Below are 19,741 nucleotides of genomic sequence, written 5' to 3'. Positions count from 1 at the left end.
CCGTGAAACAGCTGTTGTCCGTCGAGGTGTTCTTCGATTTCGTTTGCCCCTGGTGCCTGATTGGCCAGCGGCACCTGCAGGCGGCCTTGTTGCTATTGCAGCGTGAGCAGCCGCAGGCACAGGTGCATCTGCAATGGCGGGGCGTGCAGCTACTGCCGGGCCTGCCAGCCAATGGGGTGCCTTTCAACACCTTCTACCTGCAACGCCTGGGCAGCGAGCAGGCGGTGCGCGAGCGCCAGGCCCAGGTGCGTGCCGCCGCCAGCGTGGTGGGCGAGGATATCGACTTCTCGCGCATCCGCCGCATGCCCAACACCGGCAATGCCCACCGACTGGTGCAACGGGCCGGCGGCCTGCTCGATGCCCGGCAACTGGAAGACTTGCTGGCACGCCTTTTCATTGCCTATTTTCATCAGGGCCGTGACCTGGGTGACAGCCGCACCTTGCTCGCCATCGCCCAGGGTTGCGGGCTGGAGGTCGCGCAGGTGATCGACTGCTTGCGTGACGACGGCAGCCCGTTCCTTGACGGAGCAGGGCGTGCCGGCAGCGCCGTGCCGCGCTACCGCTTCAACCAGGGCCCGCTGATTGCCGGGGTACAGCCTGCCGAGGCGCTGTTTGCGGCCATGATCGAAGCATTGCAAGTGGCGGAGCAAGCATGAGCCGGCGTATCGCGTTAGCCCCCAACCAAGTGCCGGAGCGCAATGGTCGGGTGCTGCTGGCCTGCGAAGGCCGCAGCGTAGCCCTGTTCAATGTCGCCGATTCGCTGTACGCCATCGATGACAGCTGCCCGCACCAGGGCGCGTCGCTGTGCGGTGGGCGCCTGGAGGGCAGGGTGATCCAGTGCTGCGCCCATGGGCTGCGCTTCGATCTGGCCAGCGGCTACCTGCTCAACTCCAAAGCCTTGAAAGTCACCAGCTACCCGGTCGAGCAGCAGGGTGGGCAGGTATTTATCGTGCTTGACGGCGAGGAGGCCGGGCAATGAACACACTGACGCTGACCGCAGCCAATCACCGCATCCGCGCCCTCGCACCAGGGGTGGCCGTAAGCCTTATCGTCGGCGCTGCTGCCAGCTTTCTCAGCGAGCACTACGCGGCGCCGGTCATGCTGTTTGCCTTGCTGCTGGGCATGGCCCTGAACTTTCTGGCGGTCGACGGCCCGTGCAAGGCCGGTATCGAATTTACCGCCCGCACGGTACTGCGCCTGGGTGTGGCGCTGCTGGGCATGCGTATCACCCTGAGCCAGATCGCCAGCCTGGGCTGGAAGCCCGTGGTACTGGTGATTGCGTTGGTGGTGGTGACGATACTGGTTTCAGTGGTGGTGGCCAAGGCGCTGGGCTTTTCGCGTCTGTTCGGCATGCTTACCGGTGGCGCCACGGCTATCTGTGGTGCATCGGCGGCGCTGGCGCTGGCGGCTGCCTTGCCCCAGCACCCGCGCAAGGAGCACGCCACCCTGTTCACCGTGATCGGGGTGTCGGCGCTGTCGACCCTGGCGATGATCCTCTATCCGATGATCGCCCAGTGGCTGCACCTGTCGCCGCCGCAGGCTGGAGTCTTCCTTGGCGCGACCATCCACGATGTGGCTCAGGTAGTAGGTGCGGGCTACAGCATGTCCACCGAGACCGGCGACATCGCCACGGTGGTCAAGCTGATGCGGGTGGCCATGTTGCTGCCGGTGATCGTCTGTGCGGCAATGATCACCCGGCGCCAGGGTATGGAGACCGGCGGTGAGCGGCCGCCATTGTTGCCCTGGTTTGCGGTGGGCTTCGTACTGCTGGCCTGCGTTAACAGTACGGGTTGGGTGCCAGCGGCGATGCAGGGCGGCATCAACGAATTGTCGCGTGTTTGCCTGGTGGTGGCTATCAGTGCCCTGGGCATGAAAACTCAGCTCAAGGCACTGGCTTCGGTTGGGCTCAAACCCATTGCGCTGATGGTGGGCGAAAGCGTGTTCCTCGTGCTGCTGGTGCTGGCGTTGATGCACTGGGTGGGTTCGGTTTGAGTTTTGTGGCGCCTGTGAGATCGAGCGCCGCCCGCGCGGCGCTTCGCAGCACAAGGCTGCTCCTACATCTGTTTCGGGCCAATTATTCCTGAGGTAAAGGCGCGCGGCCCCTTGGTGTTCACCTCGATATCGTGGCGGACAAATAAGGCGGTCGCGTGCATTGGCACAGGCGTAACTGGCCCGAAACAGATGTAGGAGCAGCCTTGTGCTGCGAAGCGCCGCGCGGGCGGCGCTCGATCTCACCGGCGCCAAAAATTTCCGCTCAAACCCCTGGCGGCCCTGACGCAATCTGATCATCCTGCTGCGCCCGCCAGCTGGCCGGCGGCATGCCGAACTGGGCGATGAACCAGCGGGTGAACGAACTGGGCATCGAATAGCCGAGCATGTCGGCAATGCGCCCCAGCGAATAGTTGGGGTTTTCCAGGTATCGAATCACCAGGTCACGGCGCACGCTGTTGATCAAGTCCTTGAACGTCAGCCCACTTTCTTCCAGCCGACGCTGCAGCGTGCGCACGTTCATGCCCTGGGTCTGCGCCACTTGCTCGATGGTAGCGCGGCCGATGGGCAGCAGCAGGTAGATGGTCTTTCGCAGCTCCAGCTCCAGCGAAGGTGTGCCGCTGGCCGGCAACGTGTCCAGATAGCGCCGTGCCAGGCGCGCCATGGCTTCGTTGGCCTGCGGGCTGGCGCTGTCGAGGTCGGCGGCGGGGCAGACGATACCGTTGAATTCACTGCCAAACACCAGCGTGCAACCGAAAATGCGCCGGTGAATGGCTTGGTCGACGGGCGCTGCGTGGGTGAAGTTGGCGCTGATCGGGTGCCAGTGGGCACCCAGCAGCGCCGCGCACAGGCGCATCATCACGCCAATCGCCAGCTCGGTGGCCTGGCGGCTGCTGGGCGCGCGCTCGTTGATCACCTCTTCACGAATGACGACGGTCTTGCCCGCTTCCTCGATATGAATGGCCAGGGCGTCATTGAGCAGGTGACGGTACTGCACGATCACCTGCAAGGCATCGCGCAGGTTGCGTTGGTGGCTGAGCAGCAGGCTGATTTCACCAAAGTCCGACAGCTGGCGCAGTTCGGCCATGCGCAGGCCAAAGCTTTCGCACTTTGTGGCGCTGGCGGAGGACTCCAGCAAGCTGATGACGCTGGCAACCGGAATACGCCGGTTGGGGTCGTCGAGCAATGCGGCGCTGAGGCCAACCTGTGCCAACAGCGCTTGCGGGTTGAGGCCCAGATGACGGGACACTTCCAGGTAGTTGGTCAAACTGGCGGCACGGACTAGGGCAGGCATTTTTATTGTTATCCATGATTGTTCAGGCAATCCAGCGTGGCTTGCAGGGCCACTAGTTTTATAGCCTGCGTGTCATGAATTGAAAAGCAAAGCCCTGTTTAGGTCAATGTCATCAAATGAAAAGCCACTGACGCCCAATGTGAAGCACTCAAAGGGTGGGCTGTTTACTGTGAACCTCAAGAGCTACACCGTACACGAGGTTCACCGTGGAAAAACTGAATACCACTGCCACCGTGCTGATCGTCCCCGGCCTGCGCGACCATGTTGCCGAACATTGGCAAACACTGCTAGCCGGCCGCCTGGCCAAGGTGCGCAGCGTACCGCCACTGCAAGTGGATGGCCTTTGCTGCAACGCCCGGGTCGAGGCGATCCAGCGCGAGCTGGAACAGATCGAAGGCGAAGTGCTGCTGGTGGCACACAGTGCCGGCGTGCTGATGGTCGCCCATTGGGCGGCGCGCTACCAGCGGCCAATCAAAGGTGCGTTGCTGGCGGCCCCGCCTGATCTCAACGCGCACTGGCCAGCGCATTACCCAAGCCCGGCCAGCCTGGCCGAGAAGGGCTGGTCACCGTTGCCACCCACACCGCTGCCGTTCCCCAGCATTGTTGCCGCCAGCAGCAATGACCACCTGGCCAGCTACGCCGCTGCCGGCGAACTGGCCCGGCGTTGGGGCAGCGAACTGGTCAGCCTGGGTGCTGTCGGCCACCTCAACCCGGCTTCCGGTTTCGGCCCTTGGCCATTGGCCGAGGCCCTGATCCGCCGACTGGACACCGCAAACCTGCAATAGCGCATGGACGCCCCAGCCACGCCCGCACAAGACGGGCGGCGTAAAAAACAATAACAATACGTGGAGCTATCGTAATGCCAGAACACCGCACTCACCGCGCTGTGAAGCCACAGCGTTGCCTGCTCGCCTGCGCCATCGGCCTGCTCACGCTGCCCGCCGCACAGGCGTTCGAAGTCGACACCGGCAATGAAAGCTGGGCCGTACGCTTCGACAATACCGTCAAGTACAACTACGGCGTACGCACTGAAAGCGCTGACAAGCGTATGTTGGGTACGCCCAACAGCAACGACGGTGACTACAACTTCCGCAAGGCCGGTACCAACATCACCAACCGCGTCGACCTGCTGACCGAGCTGGACGTGGTGTACCAGGGCAACACCGGTTTCCGTGTCAGCACTGCCAGCTGGTACGACAAGGCCTACGACAACACCGGCTCGAACAGCAACCCGTTCGTCAATGGCAACGGTGACCAGTCGGGCATCAACCCCAGCCTCAATGGCCTGCCGGGCACCGGCGTGCCGCTGGGCAGCCCGCACCTGAGCAACTACGCCCAGCGCTATTACAGCGGGCCGTCGGGCGAGGTGCTGGATGCCTTCGTGTTCATGAGCCGCGAAGTGGGCGATGAGTCGCAAGTCAGCGCCAAGCTGGGCCAGCACAACCTGTTCTGGGGTGAAACCCTGCTCAACCCGGTGCACTCGCTGAGCTACGGCCAGTCTGGCCTGGACCTGGCCAAGCTGGCCGCCTCGCCGGGCACCGAGGCCAAGGAACTGTTCGTGCCGCGCAACCAACTGTCGACCTCGTTCCTGGTCAACTCTGAACTCACCGTGGGCGCACAGTACTTCTTCGATTGGGATGCAGCCCGCCTGCCCGAAGCCGGTACCTACTATGGCGGCTCGGATGTGGTAGGCGAGGGCGCGCAGAGCTTCCTGCTGGGTCACACCGGCACCCCGGGCTTGATCCCGGTGCGTGGAGCACTGACCACCATCCGCCGTGGCGATGACCTGAAGCCGGGCAACAGTGGCGACTGGGGCATCATGGCCAAGTGGTCGCCGGAGTGGCTGGGCGGCACCCTTGGCTTCTACTACCGCAAGACGTCCGAGATCCTGCCGCAGGCCTGGCTCGACGCGCGCGGCATGACCGTGGCCCGCGGCCCGTTCGGCAACCCGCCAGGCAGCCGCCAGGGCGCGGTCGGCAACCTGTACAACTCGCTGCAAAGCACCACTTACCAGTTCGCCTACGCCGACAACATCGACATCTATGGCCTGAGCCTGTCCAAGGATGTGGGCGGTATCAGCGTGGGCAGTGACCTGAACATCCGCCACAACATGCCGCTGGCGAGCATTCCGGCAATTGTCAGTGCTCCCGGCCAGGGTGGCCTGGGCGGCGGCTTCGGCCTGCTGCCGGCACGCTTGCCCAGCAGCGGGGTGATCTACGACGTGCCCAAGGATGGCGACAGCCTGAGTGCCACCGGTGACACCCTGCACTGGACCCTCAACGGCCTGATGACCATTGGCGATACGCCGTTGTTCGACTCGGCAACCCTGCTCGGCGAGCTGTTCTACAGCAACCTGCTGAAGCTCGATAGCCACAACGAGGCCTTGTACAAGGGCAAGAGCAGCTACCGCGGCATCGACAAGGCTACCCGCGACAACTGGGGTATTGCCGTCAACTTCACCCCCACCTGGTACCAGGTAATGCCAGGCATGGACCTGAGCATGCCGCTCTCGGTCAACGTCGGCCTCGACGGCGTGTCGCCGGTGCAGGGCGGTGGTGCCGAGAACACCGGCAACTACGCGGTGGGCGTAAGCGCCGCAATCTACAACCAGTACTTCGTCGACCTCAAATACGTCGACAGCTTCGGTGAGACCAAGGCCTGCAAGGACGGCCAGACCGACGGCAGCACCCCCAATGCCCTGGACGGCGAACAGGATTACACCTGCTACGGCGGCGGTTACGCCTCCTTCTCCGGTGGTGGTGCCACCACCGAAGACCGTGGCGCCCTGTACCTGACCGTCAAGACGACCTTCTGAGTCATGTTTCCTACAGCCTACACAGGAAGACAACCATCATGAATTTCGTACGTACCCTGCTGGCCTCGTGCCTGTCACTGGCCGCCCTCAACGCAGCCCAAGCCGCCGTTTCCCCTGACCAGGCTGCCCGCCTGGGCACCAGCCTTACCGCCATTGGCGCGGAGAAGGGTGGCAATACCGACGGCTCCATCCCGGCTTACCAAGGCGGCTTGCAAACCCCGCCGGCCGGCTACCAGAGCGGCGCCAGCATGCGCCCCGACCCGTTCGCCAGCGAGAAGCCGCTGCTGGTGATCGATGGCAAGAACGCCGAGCAGTATAAAGGCCAACTGACTGCCACCACCCTGGAACTGCTCAAGCGCTACCCCAGCTATCGCGTCGATGTCTACCCGACTCACCGCAGCGTGGCGCTGCCACAGGCGGTGCTCGACAACACCCGCAAGAACGCCACTGGCGCCAAAAGCCAGGAAGGTGGCACTGCGGTAGACAACGTGCTGCCCGGCATCCCGTTCCCTATCCCGCAGAACGGCGCCGAGGCCATGTGGAACTTCCTGCTGCGCTACCAGGGCGTGAGCATGACCGCCAAGTACGACTCGTGGAACGTCGATGCTGCCGGCAAGCCGTCGCTGTCGACCACCGGCCAGGCCAACATCAGCTACCCGATCTACGAAGACATGAGCAAGCCGATTGGTGCCAAGGACACCTACTACCAGATGAAGCTGGTGTACACCGGGCCTGCACGCCGCGCTGGCGAAGCCATGATGCTGCGCGATGCAGCCAACCCGTTGGTGCAGCCACGCAACGCCTGGCAGTACCTGCCGGGGCAGCGCCGGGTCAAGCTGGCACCGAACCTGGCCTACGACACGCCCAACCCGGGCACGTCCGGCTCGGGCACCTACGATGACGTGTTCGTCTTCAACGGTGCACTGGACCGCTACGACTGGACCTTGGTCGGCAAGCAGGAAATGTACGTGCCGTACAACACCTACCAGCTCACCTACAACACCGACGTCAAGCAGGTGATCACCCCCAACCACCTGGCGCCGCAATTCGTGCGCTGGGAAAAGCACCGCGTATGGGTGGTTGAAGGCAAGCTGAAGGACGGCGCACGGCACATCTACCACAAGCGCCGCTTCTACCTCGACGAAGACAGCTGGATCGCTCTGGCTTCGGACCAGTATGACGCGCGTGGCCAGCTGTACCGCGGCTCGTTCGCCTTCCTGACCCAGAGCTACGACAAGCAGACCCCAGACGCCACGCCGTTCATGATCTATGACCTGATCGGTGGCACCTACAACCTTAACGGTGTAGTCGGCGCCTATGGAGGCATCCGCTACATCGACCCGCTGTCGAAAACCCAGTGGTCGCCCGAGTCGCTGGCCGGCAACGGCATTCGCTAAACGCACGGAGCATAGCCAATGTCTGTCTTCAAACGATGCAGCGTGGTGATGCTGACCCTGGCCGCGCTGCATGGCGCGGCCCAGGCGGCGCCTTTCACCGACGTGCTGGATGTGCCTGCCATGCCCAGCACCCTGGCCAGCAGCAGCGCCTTGCGCGATGTAACCCTGGCAGGGCAACGCCTGGTCGCGGTGGGCCCTCGCGGGCACATTCTGTATTCCGATGACCACGGCGCACACTGGCAGCAAGCCCAGGTGCCCGTCAGCGCCGACCTGAATGCCGTGAGCTTCGCCACGCCCGAACTGGGCTGGGCGGTTGGCCATGATGGTGTGGTACTGCACAGTAGCGATGGCGGTGTGCACTGGCAGAAACAGCTTGATGGTCGCCTGCTGGCGGAGCAACTGCCGGGCGCGAGCAACGACAACGCCTTGCTCGACGTGTGGTTCAGCGATGCCCGCCAAGGCTACGCAGTGGGCGTGTTCAACCTGCTGTTGCGCACGGTCGATGGCGGCGAGCACTGGCAGCCCTGGCTGGAGCACAGCGACAACCCGCAAGGCTTGCACCTGACCAGCCTGGCTGCGGTAGGTGACGAGCTGTACATCACCGGTGAGCAGGGCCTGCTGCTGAAGTGGAACGGCGAGCGCTTCAGCCGCGTTGACACACCCTATGCCGGCACCCTGTTCGGCGCCGTTGGCAAATCTGGCGTGCTGCTGGTTTACGGCCTGCGCGGGCATGCCTACCGCAGTACCGACGGTGGCCGGCAATGGCAGCCAGTCAACACCGGCGTGAACACCAGCCTGACCGCCGCCGGCATCGACCGCGACGGGCAGCTGTGGCTGGCCAGCCAGGCCGGCGACTTGCTACTCAGCCAGGACGACGGTGCCAGCTTCAGCCCGGTGCCGCAAACCGCCCGCGGCCCGGTCACCGCGCTCGCCACCGATACCGGCAATGGCCTGGTGCTGGTGGGCGAGCGGGGCGTGCGTAACCAGGCTGGCAACCCCACGCTGCACCCATAACAAGAGAAGACCCTGATGGCCGCTACCCGCCAAGATTCCCTTCCGGTAATCCGCAATCTTGCAGACTTCGACCCGCGCTCGGGCAACAGCCTGGAGCGCCTGGTGTTCAACCATCGCCTGCCATTCCTGTTGTGCATGCTGCTGGTGACCCTGGTGCTGGGCTTCATGGCCCTGACCCGCCTGGAGCTGCGCCCCAGTTTCGACAAGATGCTGCCGCAGAGCCACCCCTACATCCAGAACTACCTGGAAAACCGCCCCTCGTTGCGCGGCTTGGGCAACGCGGTGCGGGTGGTGGTGGAAAACACCCAAGGCGACATTTTCGACCCGGATTACCTGCAGACGCTGCGCCATATCAACGACGAGCTGTTCCTCAGCCAGGGCGTGGACCGGGCCTGGGTAAAGTCGCTGTGGAGCCCGGCGGTACGCTGGACCGAGGTCACCGAGGAAGGCTTCCAGGGCGGCCCGGTGATGCCCGACGGCTACCAGGGCGCTGCAGGCGACATCGAGCAGCTGCGGCAGAACATCGAGCGCGCCAACATCGTCGGTAGCCTGGTGGCGCGCGACTTCAAGTCGAGCATGCTGATCGTGCCGCTGCTCGACCAGGACTCGGCCACCGGCAAAGGCCTGGACTACCACGCCTTTTCGCAAAAGCTCGAACAGTTGCGCAGCCAGTACCAGGCCAGCGGCCAGTACCGCATCCATGTAATCGGCTTTGCCAAGCTGATGGGCGACCTGATCGATGGCTTGATCGAAGTGATGGCGTTCTTTGCCCTGGCGGTGCTCACCAGCCTGGTGATCATCTACTGCTACACCCGCTGCGTGCGCAGTACCTTGCTGGTGGTGCTGTGTTCACTGACTGCGGTGGTATGGCAGCTGGGCATCGTCGCCTGGCTGGGCTATGCCATCGACCCGTATTCAATCCTGGTGCCGTTCCTGATCTTCGCTATTGGCGTGTCCCACGCGGCGCAGAAGATGAACGGCATCCTCCAGGACATCGGCCGTGGTACCCATCGGCAGATCGCCGCACGCTACACCTTCCGCCGCCTGTTCGTGGCCGGGGTAACCGCGTTGCTGGCCGATGCGGTGGGCTTTGCCGTGCTGATGCTGATCGACATCCCGGTGATCCAGGACCTGGCGATTACTGCCAGTATTGGTGTGGCGGTGCTGATCTTCACCTCACTGCTGCTGATGCCCGTGGCACTGTCGTATGTCGGGGTAGGCCGCAAGGCAGCCGAGCGCGCCCTGTACATCGATGCCCGCGCCGCGCAGCACCGTGGTTTCGGCCGGCTGTGGGACTTGCTCGACCGCTTCACCGAACGCAAATGGGCCAGCGCCGCACTGCTGGTTGCCCTGGGCCTGGCCGCCCTCGGCATCTGGGGCAGCCTGCAGCTGAAAATCGGTGACCTCGACAGCGGTGCCCCCGAGCTGCGCGCCGACTCGCGCTACAACCTCGACAACGCCTACATCACCCAGCACTACGCGCTGTCCAGCGACACCTTCGCGGTAATGGTCAAGACCGCCCCCGAAGGCTGCCTGCAATACCAGACGCTGGTCCTCGCCGATCGCCTGGCCTGGGAGCTGCAGCAACTGCCGGGTGTGCAAACCACCGTTTCGCTGGCTAACGCCGTGCGCCAGATCACTGCCGGCACCTACGAAGGCAACCCGCGCCTGAACAGCCTGCAGCGCAACCAGGACGTGCTCAACTACGCTGCCCAGCAGGCTTCGGTCAACGCCCCCGAGCTGTTCAACAACGATTGCTCGCTGATGCCCGTTATCGCCTACCTCAAGGACCACCGCGCAGACACCTTGGCCCAGGTGGCCGCTGCGGCCGAAGCGTTCGCCCAGGCCAACAGCAGCACCGAGCACCAGTTCCTGCTGGCCGCCGGCAGCGCCGGTATCGAAGCCGCCACCAACGTGGTGGTCCGCGAGGCCAACCACCGCATGCTGTTGCTGGTGTACCTGGCAGTCACGCTGTTCTGCCTGGTCACCTTCCGCAGCTGGCGCGCCACGCTGGTGGCGATCCTGCCGCTGATGCTCACCTCGGTGCTGTGTGAAGCGCTGATGGTGGCCATGGGCATTGGCGTCAAGGTCGCTACTTTGCCGGTCATCGCCCTGGGCGTGGGCATTGGCGTGGACTATGCGCTGTACCTGCTCAGCGTGCAGCTGCACTACCAGCGCGCCGGGCTGAGCCTGGCCCAGGCCTACCAGAAGGCTGTGGCCTTTACTGGCCGGGTGGTGGGGCTGGTCGGCATTACCCTGGCGACCGGCGTGGTTGGCTGGGCCTGGTCGCCAATCAAGTTCCAGGCCGACATGGGCCTGCTGCTGACCTTCATGTTCCTTTGGAACATGCTCGGCGCGTTGGTGCTGATCCCGGCACTGTCGCACTTCCTCCTGCGTGGTCAGGGCACCCCGGCAGCTGCCGAAGCCCAGGCCGCAACGCTTTCGCAAACCCAAGAAACCGAGTGTTCGCCTCATGTCTGATTACCTTCCGCCACTGCGCGACATGGATTTTCTGTTCAACGAAGTGTTCGACATTCCGGCCTGGTGGGCGCAAACGCCCGCCCTGGCCGAGCAAGTCGATGGCGACACCGCCCGGGCCGTGCTCGAACAGGCCGGCAAGCTGATTGCCGAGGTAGTGGCGCCGCTCAACCGCAGTGGTGACGAGCAGGGCTGCCGCTGGGAGGCCGGCCAGGTGTTTACCCCCGATGGTTTCGCCGACGCCTACCGGGCATTCGCCGCTGACGGCTGGGTCGGCGTGGCCGGTGCCCCGGAATACGGTGGCATGGGCATGCCGAAGGTGATCGGCGCCCAGCTTGAAGAAATGCTCAACGCCGCCAACCTGTCGTTCGGCCTGTACCCGATGCTTACCGCCGGGGCCTGTTTGTCGCTGCTCAACCATGCCAGCGAGCCGTTGAAGGCCCTGTACCTGCCGCCCATGTACGAAGGCCGCTGGACCGGCTCGATGTGCCTGACCGAGCCGCACGCCGGTACCGACCTGGGCCTGATTCGTACCCGCGCCGAACCGGCTGCCGATGGCCGCTACCGCGTCAGCGGCACCAAAATCTTCATCACCGGCGGTGAGCAGGACTTGACCGAGAACATCATCCACATGGTGCTGGCGCGGCTGCCGGATGCGCCCGCCGGGCCCAAGGGCATCTCGCTGTTCCTGGTGCCCAAGGTGCTGGTGGATGGCGACGGCATGCTGGGCGAAGCGAATGCCGTCAACTGCGGCTCGATCGAGCACAAGATGGGTATCAAGGCTTCGGCCACCTGCGTGATGAACTTCGACGGCGCCCTGGGTTACCTGGTCGGCGAGCCGAACAAGGGCCTCAACGCCATGTTCACCATGATGAACTACGAACGCCTGGGTGTCGGTATTCAGGGCCTGGCCTTGGGTGAGCGGTCGTACCAGGGTGCCATCGCCTATGCTTGCGACCGCCTGCAAGGGCGCGCCCCGGCAGGCGCCGAAGCACCCGCGCAAAGTGCCGACCCGATCATCGTGCACCCCGACGTGCGGCGCATGCTGCTGACCATGAAAGCGCTGAACGAAGGTGGGCGGGCATTTTCCACCTACGTGGCGTTGCAGCTGGACCTGGCCAAGTACAGTGAAGACCCGGTCGCACGCGCCCAGGCCGAGGCCAAGGTGGCGTTGCTCACGCCGGTGGCCAAGGCCTTCCTCACCGACATGGGGTTGGAAACCACGCTGCACGGCCAGCAAGTGCTGGGCGGCCATGGTTACATCCGTGAATGGGGCCAGGAGCAGTTGATCCGAGACTGCCGCATTACCCAGATCTATGAAGGTACCAACGGCATCCAGGCCCTCGACCTGGTGGGGCGCAAGCTCTTTGCCGATGGTGGCAAGGCCTATCGCAGCATGGCCAACGAAATTGCTGCCTTTGCCGAGGCGCTGCCAGTAGAGAGCGCTGAGTTCAGCGCGCCGCTGCTGGCTGCCGTGCGCAACCTCGACGAACTGACCGCCTGGTTGCTCGACCGGGCCCAGGGCAACCCGCGCGAGCTTGGCGCGGCAGCGGTGGAGTATTTGCAGGTGTTTGGCTACACCTTCTACGCCTACCTGTGGGCACGCATGGCCGTGGTGTGCCATGGCCATGCTGCGCCCGAGCCGTTCCACCTGAGCAAGCTGGGCACCGCGCGGTTCTACTTCGCACGTTTGCTGCCACGCATTCATTCGCTGAGCGCCAGTGTCAAGGCCGGTAGCGACAGCCTGTACCTGCTCGAGGCCGGGCAACTGTGAAGGACACCCGCATGACCACCACCCGCCTAATGCCCGCAGCCGAGCAGGCCTATGCCTACCCGCTGCTGATCAAGTGCCTGCTGCTGTCAGGCGTGCGCTACCAGCCCAACCAGGAAATCGTCTACGCCGACAAGCTGCGCTACACCTACACCACCTTGCTTGAACGCATCCAGCGGCTGGCCAATGTGCTGAGCGCCGCCGGGGTGAAGCCTGGCGACACCGTGGCCTTGCTCGACTGGGACAGCCACCGTGCGCTGGAGTGCTTCTTTGCCGTGCCGATGCTGGGCGCGGTGCTGCATACGGTGAACGTACGGCTTTCTACCGAGCAGGTGCGCTATACCATGAACCATGCCGAGGACCGGCTGGTGCTGGTGCATGACGACTTCCTGCCATTGATGGCGCAGTTGCACGCGGACCTGCCAACCGTCGAGGGCTATATCCGCCTTAGCGACGGCGGCCCCGAACCGCAGAGCCTGCCGTTGTTGGGCGAGTACGAAGGCTTGCTGACGGCCGCCGAGCCAGCGTTCGAATTCGCCGATTTCGATGAAAATTCGCTGGCCACGCTGTTCTATACCAGCGGTACCACGGGCAACCCCAAGGGCGTGTACTTCAGCCACCGCCAGCTGGTGCTGCATACCTTGGTCGAGCAGGGCACCCTGGCCGCGTGCGGCGAGGTACCGTTGCTGCGCACGGGCGACGTGTACATGCCCATTACGCCAATGTTCCACGTACATGCCTGGGGCGTGCCCTATGTGGCCACGGCACTGGGCATCAAGCAGGTCTACCCTGGGCGTTACGAGCCTAACCGGTTGGTGCGCCTGTTCCGTGACGAGGGGGTGACCTTCTCCCATTGCGTACCTACGGTGCTGCAAATGATGCTCGACAGCGAAGAAGGGCAGCGCACCGACCTTGGCGGCTGGAAAATGCTGCTGGGCGGCAGCGCCCTGACCCTGGGCCTGGCACAGCGCGCCAGCGGGCGGGGCATCAGCGTGCATTGCGGCTATGGCATGTCGGAAAGCTGCCCGCTGCTCAGCATCACCCACCTGAGCGCCGACCTGCTGGCATTGCCCATGGCACAACAGCTGCCGCTGCGAATTGATGCCGGCGTGCCGATTGCACTGGTGGACCTGCGCATTGTCGATGGCGAGGGCCAGCAGGTGCCACACGACGGCGAAAGCCTGGGCGAAATCGTGGTGCGTGCGCCCTGGCTGACCCAAGGCTACCTGAACGAACCGGAGCAGGGCGCCGCGCTGTGGCAGGGTGGCTGGCTGCACACCGGCGACCTGGCCTGCATCGACGCGACGGGCGTGGTGCGCATTCGTGACCGGATCAAGGATGTGATCAAGACCGGCGGTGAGTGGATCAGCTCGGTGGCGCTGGAAAACCTGATCAGCCAGCACCCGTCCGTCGCCTCGGTGGCGGTGATTGGTATTCCTGATCCACAGTGGGGAGAACAACCCTTGGCCTTGGTCGTGTGTTGTGACGGCACGCGGTTGGACCAGCCGGCGTTGGCCAGGCACCTGCAGCCCTATGTCGATAGCGGCCACCTGAACAAATGGGCGATACCCCGGCAGCTACGCTGTGTGGCAGAAATCCCGAAAACCAGTGTCGGCAAGATCGACAAGAAACGGATCCGCCAAGATGCCTGCCTGGAACAAGGCGCTGTTGTAAGCTAGTGGTTGCGCAGCCTCGGACTGGGTGGTCGCCTTGTGTAAGGTCTGTGTAAAAGCGACACAGGAGAATACATGAGCCGGTACCATGTTTGTTCTGTACAGTCCAAAGTTGTCTTTGATGAACACACTTCCGTCGCAGCCTAGCGCTGAACGCGGGGCGTTCTCCAGTTTCGAGGCGTGTCGCAATACCCAACAGGGCCCCGTGGTGATTCTTGCCTCGGGTGCCTCTGCCAAGCATTTCCCCTTGGGCGAGTTCGCGCACTTGCCCATCATCGCCATGAACGGTTCGGTCGCCATGACCGCCGAACACGGCATCAAACCTTTCTTCTACGTGTGCACCGACAAGAGTTTTCGCTCGCAGCAACCGGCATTTTTTGCGACCGCTATCCGCGACAGCCAACGTTTGGCGCTGTGGGCCGAGCAGTATGAAGGCATGGCCGTGCCTGCCAGTACCGAGTGTTATACCTTGCACAAGGCTGACACCCCGGGCGTGCTGGATGTCTTGCGCGGCCACAGTGACAGCTGGGTGTGCAACCGTACACTGTGGAGCAAACGCGCGCGCTCGATCGCCTTCAGCAAGAATTTGGGCCAGGGTTTCTTCGATGCCCGTACGGTGGCGTACGTGGCCCTGCAACTTGCCTATCACTTGGGCTTTGAGCAGGTGTTGCTGGTAGGGGTGGACCTGGACCAGACCGTTGGGCGCTTTTATGAGACCGGCGAGGGCGAGCAATCGCCGTGCGGGCTCGACCAGCATTGGGAAAGCCGCATCCTGCCGTCACTTACGCTGATGGCCAGGGAGGTCATCAACGATCACTTCCATGTCTACAACCTGTCGGCTAACTCGCGTATCCCGGCAACGCTGATCCCCAAAGTCAGCCTCGACGAAGCGCGGCGTATTGCGGGTTGCGCAATTACCTGAGCAAGAAAGCGGGTGCGTGCAGGGCTGTGGATGCGTACAGTACGTTGATCGCAACCAGGCAGGGGCCCGCTTATGTCCAGCGCATTCACTTTCATGCAGTCGCCCGTCGGCACCTTGACCCTGGTGGCCCGTGGCGAGCGGCTGGCCGCGGTGCTGTGGGAGGAGGAGCGGGAGAACCGTGTACGCCTCGGCGCGCTGCACCGTGACGACCGCTGCCCGGTACTGCTGGAAACCGCCCGCCAGCTTGGCGAGTACTTTGCCGGCAAACGCCAGCAATTTGAGCTGGCGCTGGACTTTGCCGGTACTGAATTCCAGCGCCAGGTGTGGGCCGCGCTGTTGGCGATACCGTTTGGCGAAACCCGCAGCTATGGCGACATCGCCCGGCAGATCGGCAACCCCAGCGCGGTGCGGGCGGTTGGCGCTGCCAATGGCCGTAACCCCATCTCGATCATCGCCCCGTGCCACCGGGTCATCGGGGCATCAGGCAGCCTGACCGGCTTTGCCGGCGGCTTGGCGGCCAAGCAGTACCTGCTGGCTCTGGAGGGCCGGCAAAGCCTGGCGCTGGACCTTTAAGGCGCGAGCGGCAGTGCCAAGGCGCTGAGGTTGCTGGTGTCCAGCAAGATCAGCCCCTCGCTGTGCGCGTCCAGGCTGGCCAGCAAACGCCCCTGGCTGTCCCAGGCGGCAGAGCCGCCGGCGCCGATGAAGTTGTCGGCCGGCCCAACGCAGTTGGCCATCAAAACCGGCATGCCCAATTCGCGCGCGACCTCTGGGTAATGAGCGTAACCCTCTTGGATGCCCTTGGCGGTTTTCGCCACGCTGACCAGGTACAGGTCGGCGCCATGCTCGCGTGCGGTGGCCGCGTGCGCCATGAACATCGATTCGTAGCAGATCGCCGGTGCCACCCGGTGCGTGCCCACCCGTAGCAACAATTGCTGATCGCCAGGAATGAAATAAGGCAGCTCGTCTTCATGCAGGCGCCGCTTGGCGTAGGCCTGGCGCGGTGCCCCAGGGCCGAAGATCGGCATGCCGATGCGTATGCCGTCGAGCGTTGGCAGTGGCAGGCCCACGGCAACGGTGATGCCCAGGCGGTCGGCGGCTGCCTGCAGCGGGTCCAGGCGCGCAGAAGTGACCGGCAAGGCAGCCTGGCGTGCGAGGCTGGGTTCATAGCCGGTCAGCGACAGTTCGGGGAACACCACCAGTTCGGCGCCAAGGGCTGCAGCCTGCTCGATGCAGGCCAGGTGACGCTGGAGGTTGCCTGGCAGGTCGCCCTTGAGCGACGCCAGTTGTACGGCGCACAGTTTCATGAAAAACCTTCCCTGGTACAGGTTGAAGGGCTGAGCATACTATCGGCCCGGCACCTGTACCAGCGAAGGGGGTTTCAGGACGGCGAGTGCACGGCGAAACGCTGGCGGAACCAGTCGTTGAGCATGGCCTTTTCGGCATACAGGCGGTCGCTGCTGCTGGCGACCCGGCCCGGCCGGCTTAAGTACATCTTGTCGCTGACCCGTTCCTGGGCTTGCTGGTCGGGTTTGCCTGGCTGGCTGAGCGTGTAGCTGAGGTCGATGGTTGGCCAGGTAATTTCGCGCATGAAACGCACATCGTAAGCCTGGCTGTGCCAGGGCTCGAAGCGCCCGGCCAGGTCGATATCGCGAATGTCGATGACCAGTTGCTGGCCCGGTTGCAGGTAACGCTGGCCGAGTTTTTGCAGGTATTGGGTAAGGGTTTTCATCACATAGTCGTCGGCGCCACGCTCGTAACCGTGGCTGTCGAGGCTGGCATCACGGAATTTTTCCGGGTGGTCGAAACGCACCTCGACCTGCGCGGCCGGGGCACCTTGTGCCATGCTGTTCAGTGACAGCGCCATGAGCACGGCACACACGAGGGCGTTACGCATGATGCACCTCCGGGGTGGATTGCGTGTGCCTTCATTTTACCCCTGGCATGGCGGCACCAGCAGAGGAAGATTGTAATGGGACGGTTCAGGCGTCTAATGGCCAATCTGCGCGGACGGGATTTGGCGGTGGGGGATATCCATGGTCACTTCCAGCGCCTGCAGCAATGTCTGGATACGGTGGGGTTCGATCCGGCCGTGGACCGCTTGTTCAGCGTGGGAGACCTGGTCGACCGCGGGCCGGACAGTGCGGCGGCGCTGGAGTGGCTGAAGCAGCCCTGGTTCCATGCCGTGCAAGGTAACCATGAGGCCTTGGCAATTACCCGTGTACGCGGTGGGCGGCTAGATCTGGACATGTACCGCGCCGCTGGGGGCAGCTGGTTTCTTGACCTGCCACGGGCTGAGCAATTGCGTTTCGTGGAGCGCTTCGAGCAGTTGCCGATTGCGATTGAGGTTGAAAGTGCCGCGGGCCTGGTAGGCCTGCTGCATGCCGACAGCCCGTTTGCCGATTGGGCAGTATTAAGGACCTGGCTGGAACTGGATGACGACCCCAAAGTACGCGAAGTGTGCCAGTGGTCGCGGCGGCGGCTGAAGGTAGGTGATACCCAGCCGGTGCAGGGCCTGCGTGCCTTGCTGGTCGGCCACACGCCGGTGCTGGAGGCCAAACTGTTGGGCAACGTCTGGCACCTGGACACGGGAGGCTGGGCCAGCGGCCATTTCACCTTGATGGACATGCGGAGCCTGCAGTTCGTCAGCCCCGCGCCAGGCGCAGCAACAGTGCCGCAGCCAGTAGCACCAGCATGACCCCGGAGGCCCGTTCCAGCCACGGCAGGCTGCGGGCAAAACGCCTCAGTACGCGCTGGTTGCCGATGGCCACGGCAACAAGCAGGTCCCAGAGCAGGACAATGCTGAACATCCACAGGGCGTAGGCCGCTTTCCAGCCGGGGCTGGTGCTGGTGACCATGCTGGCCAGGCTGGCATAGAACAGTGCGTTCTTGGGGTTGAGAATGCCAGACAGCAAACCCATGCCCAACCCCCGCCACCAACCTTGAACCGCCTGCTGGCCAGCGACATTGCCTAGGCTGGTTTGCCCGGCACGGCGCAAAAACAGCGTGCCGATGTAGAGCAGGTAGCCGGCACCGGCCAGCTGCAGGCCGGTAAACACCAGGCTGCCCTCTTGCAACACCGACAGCCCGGTGAAGGCCATGGCGATGAATGCGCCATTGGCCAGGGCGATACCCAGGCAGGCGCCGCTGGCGACCCGCCAGCCGCTGTTGATCGAGGAGCGTGCGACCAGGAAGAAATCCGGGCCGGGTGAGAGCAGCGCGAGGAAGTGGGCGAGGGCGATGATCAGGAATTGTTGCATGGGCGGCTCCGGCGAAAAAACCGCACTCTGCTCCCGGCCATGCCATAGCGTATTGAACAATATTGCGAAGCCCAGTAGCTGACGAGGTCCCTGTAGGAGCGGCCTTGTGTCGCGATGGGCTGCGCAGCAGCCCCGGCAATCCATGCCACGGAGCTGAGAACTTGGGGCCGCTTCGCAGCCCATCGCGACACAAGGCCGCTCCTACACAGGGGCCGTGCAGGCCTTCAGTCTCGTCGGTATTGCCCCGGCGTCACCCCCACATGGGCCTTGAACACCCGCTGGAAATGGCTCTGGTCGGCAAACCCAAGCTGGTAGGCCACATCGGCCAAGGCCTGCCCTTCACTTAGCAAATGCCGCCCACGGTTGACCCGGGCATTGAGCAGGTAGGCATGCGGGGTAAACCCGGTGGCCGCGCGAAACGCACGGATCAACTGATAACGCCCAAGCCCGGCCTCCCGCGCCAGTACCTCCAGGCTCAACTGCGCCGGGTCCAGGCCTTCGATCCGCGCGATCAGCCCGCTCAAGGCCGTCGCCGCCAGGGCTGGTGCCGGCGCCAACGGTGGCTGCGCGGAAAAGTCCAGATCGCCCAGAAAGACTATCAGCGCCGCATCCTTCTCACGGTTACTGGCACTGGAGAACAACACGCTGTTCAGCTCGCAAAACTGCGCATACACCAGCGGCTCCCGGCAGATACGCGCCGGCTCGCCTGCCCCCGCACCGGCCAGCCCCGACTCAAGGCGCAACTGTATCAGCCACTCGGCATCCACATGCAGCATCTGATAGCTCCAGGCTTGCCGAGGGGCCGGGTTGCAGGCATGCACACGGTGGGCCGGGACCATCACCAGTGTGCCACGCGTTAGCCGCTCCTGTCCGTGGGCAGCACCGGTGAAATGGCTGACGCCAGCATCCACCGCACCAATTGAGAACGTCGGGTGGCTGTGGGCCTTGTAGCAGGCGCGGCTATCGCAGGCGCGGCGGCTTTCGACATGCGGCAGGGCCGAATCGCGCCACAGCGCGGCGTGGGAACGGGGCATCACAGGGTCCTCGGTATGTGCGCCAGACTAACAGGTGCCGCGTACCCGTACAGTTTTTATCGCTGGCTGTAACTTGACCGCATGGCCCGGCACACGC

The 19,741-nt window shown here is 63.9% G+C and carries 18 protein-coding genes; 13 read left to right on the top strand and 5 right to left on the bottom strand.

Annotated elements, in window-relative coordinates; all coding sequences use genetic code 11:
- Nucleotides 1-2 precede the first annotated feature (2 nt).
- The 3 genes from ACIP1G_RS03480 to ACIP1G_RS03470 are packed head-to-tail and all read left to right on the top strand — an operon-like array spanning nt 3 to nt 1,992.
- Nucleotides 3-656 (top strand): DsbA family protein, encoded by a 654-nt coding sequence (locus ACIP1G_RS03480; RefSeq protein ID WP_400733742.1) that lies wholly within the window; start codon nt 3-5, stop codon nt 654-656.
- A complete protein-coding gene (locus ACIP1G_RS03475; protein WP_400733740.1) occupies nt 653-979 on the top strand; it encodes a Rieske (2Fe-2S) protein in 327 nt (108 codons plus the stop codon). Before ACIP1G_RS03480 ends, ACIP1G_RS03475 begins: the two co-directional genes overlap by 4 nt.
- Nucleotides 976-1,992 (top strand): YeiH family protein, encoded by a 1,017-nt coding sequence (locus ACIP1G_RS03470; protein ID WP_400733737.1) that lies wholly within the window; start codon nt 976-978, stop codon nt 1,990-1,992. Before ACIP1G_RS03475 ends, ACIP1G_RS03470 begins: the two co-directional genes overlap by 4 nt.
- Nucleotides 1,993-2,254: 262 nt before the next feature.
- On the opposite strand, the gene ACIP1G_RS03465 is transcribed toward ACIP1G_RS03470, so the two are convergent.
- On the bottom strand, nt 2,255-3,283 hold the full coding sequence (locus ACIP1G_RS03465) for an AraC family transcriptional regulator (protein WP_400733735.1): 1,029 nt from the start codon (nt 3,281-3,283) through the stop codon (nt 2,255-2,257).
- Between the two features lie 206 nt (nt 3,284-3,489).
- Here ACIP1G_RS03465 and ACIP1G_RS03460 point away from each other — a divergent pair, with 206 nt between their 5' ends.
- The 9 genes from ACIP1G_RS03460 to ACIP1G_RS03420 all read left to right on the top strand — a co-directional run bounded on the left by ACIP1G_RS03460 (nt 3,490) and on the right by ACIP1G_RS03420 (nt 15,926).
- Nucleotides 3,490-4,068 (top strand): RBBP9/YdeN family alpha/beta hydrolase, encoded by a 579-nt coding sequence (locus ACIP1G_RS03460; RefSeq protein WP_400733733.1) that lies wholly within the window; start codon nt 3,490-3,492, stop codon nt 4,066-4,068.
- Between the two features lie 74 nt (nt 4,069-4,142).
- Nucleotides 4,143-6,098: a DUF1302 domain-containing protein gene (locus ACIP1G_RS03455; protein WP_400733731.1), complete on the top strand. Its 1,956-nt coding sequence runs from the start codon at nt 4,143-4,145 to the stop codon at nt 6,096-6,098.
- 38 nt (nt 6,099-6,136) lie between these two features.
- Entirely contained in the window at nt 6,137-7,495 is a 1,359-nt protein-coding gene (locus ACIP1G_RS03450; protein ID WP_400733729.1) for a DUF1329 domain-containing protein, read from the top strand.
- A gap of 18 nt (nt 7,496-7,513) precedes the next feature.
- On the top strand, nt 7,514-8,509 hold the full coding sequence (locus ACIP1G_RS03445; RefSeq protein ID WP_400733728.1) for a WD40/YVTN/BNR-like repeat-containing protein: 996 nt from the start codon (nt 7,514-7,516) through the stop codon (nt 8,507-8,509).
- Nucleotides 8,510-8,524: 15 nt separating this feature from the next.
- A complete protein-coding gene (locus ACIP1G_RS03440; RefSeq protein ID WP_400733726.1) occupies nt 8,525-10,990 on the top strand; it encodes an RND family transporter in 2,466 nt (821 codons plus the stop codon).
- A complete protein-coding gene (locus tag ACIP1G_RS03435) occupies nt 10,983-12,761 on the top strand; it encodes an acyl-CoA dehydrogenase C-terminal domain-containing protein (RefSeq protein WP_400733725.1) in 1,779 nt (592 codons plus the stop codon). Before ACIP1G_RS03440 ends, ACIP1G_RS03435 begins: the two co-directional genes overlap by 8 nt.
- A gap of 11 nt (nt 12,762-12,772) precedes the next feature.
- Nucleotides 12,773-14,437: a fatty acid--CoA ligase gene (locus ACIP1G_RS03430; protein WP_400733724.1), complete on the top strand. Its 1,665-nt coding sequence runs from the start codon at nt 12,773-12,775 to the stop codon at nt 14,435-14,437.
- A gap of 115 nt (nt 14,438-14,552) precedes the next feature.
- Entirely contained in the window at nt 14,553-15,353 is an 801-nt protein-coding gene (locus ACIP1G_RS03425; RefSeq protein WP_400733723.1) for a 6-hydroxymethylpterin diphosphokinase MptE-like protein, read from the top strand.
- A 72-nt stretch (nt 15,354-15,425) separates the two neighbouring features.
- Complete coding sequence (locus ACIP1G_RS03420) at nt 15,426-15,926, top strand: methylated-DNA--[protein]-cysteine S-methyltransferase (RefSeq protein ID WP_400733722.1); 501 nt, start codon at nt 15,426-15,428, stop codon at nt 15,924-15,926.
- Here the strand turns inward: ACIP1G_RS03420 and ACIP1G_RS03415 are convergent.
- On the bottom strand, nt 15,923-16,657 hold the full coding sequence (locus tag ACIP1G_RS03415; RefSeq protein ID WP_400733720.1) for a carbon-nitrogen hydrolase family protein: 735 nt from the start codon (nt 16,655-16,657) through the stop codon (nt 15,923-15,925). The genes ACIP1G_RS03420 and ACIP1G_RS03415 overlap by 4 nt on opposite strands.
- Before the next feature lie 74 nt (nt 16,658-16,731).
- Nucleotides 16,732-17,247, bottom strand: a complete 516-nt coding sequence (locus ACIP1G_RS03410; protein WP_400733719.1) for a DUF3016 domain-containing protein — start codon at nt 17,245-17,247, stop codon at nt 16,732-16,734.
- 75 nt (nt 17,248-17,322) lie between these two features.
- Between ACIP1G_RS03410 and ACIP1G_RS03405 the strand changes: the two genes are divergently transcribed.
- Nucleotides 17,323-18,048, top strand: a complete 726-nt coding sequence (locus ACIP1G_RS03405) for a metallophosphoesterase (RefSeq protein WP_400733717.1) — start codon at nt 17,323-17,325, stop codon at nt 18,046-18,048.
- On the opposite strand, the gene ACIP1G_RS03400 is transcribed toward ACIP1G_RS03405, so the two are convergent.
- Nucleotides 17,996-18,610, bottom strand: a complete 615-nt coding sequence (locus ACIP1G_RS03400; protein WP_400733716.1) for a LysE family translocator — start codon at nt 18,608-18,610, stop codon at nt 17,996-17,998. The genes ACIP1G_RS03405 and ACIP1G_RS03400 overlap by 53 nt on opposite strands.
- 224 nt (nt 18,611-18,834) lie before the next feature.
- Nucleotides 18,835-19,644, bottom strand: coding sequence for an AraC family transcriptional regulator (locus ACIP1G_RS03395; RefSeq protein WP_400733715.1), 810 nt, complete (start codon nt 19,642-19,644; stop codon nt 18,835-18,837).
- Between the last annotated feature and the right edge of the window lie 97 nt (nt 19,645-19,741).

It is taken from the genome of Pseudomonas sp. NPDC089392 (genome assembly GCF_044749595.1).
Lineage (GTDB): Bacteria > Pseudomonadota > Gammaproteobacteria > Pseudomonadales > Pseudomonadaceae > Aquipseudomonas.
Note: the sequence above shows the minus strand (reverse complement) of the source record. Positions and strands in the feature narration are given on the sequence as shown.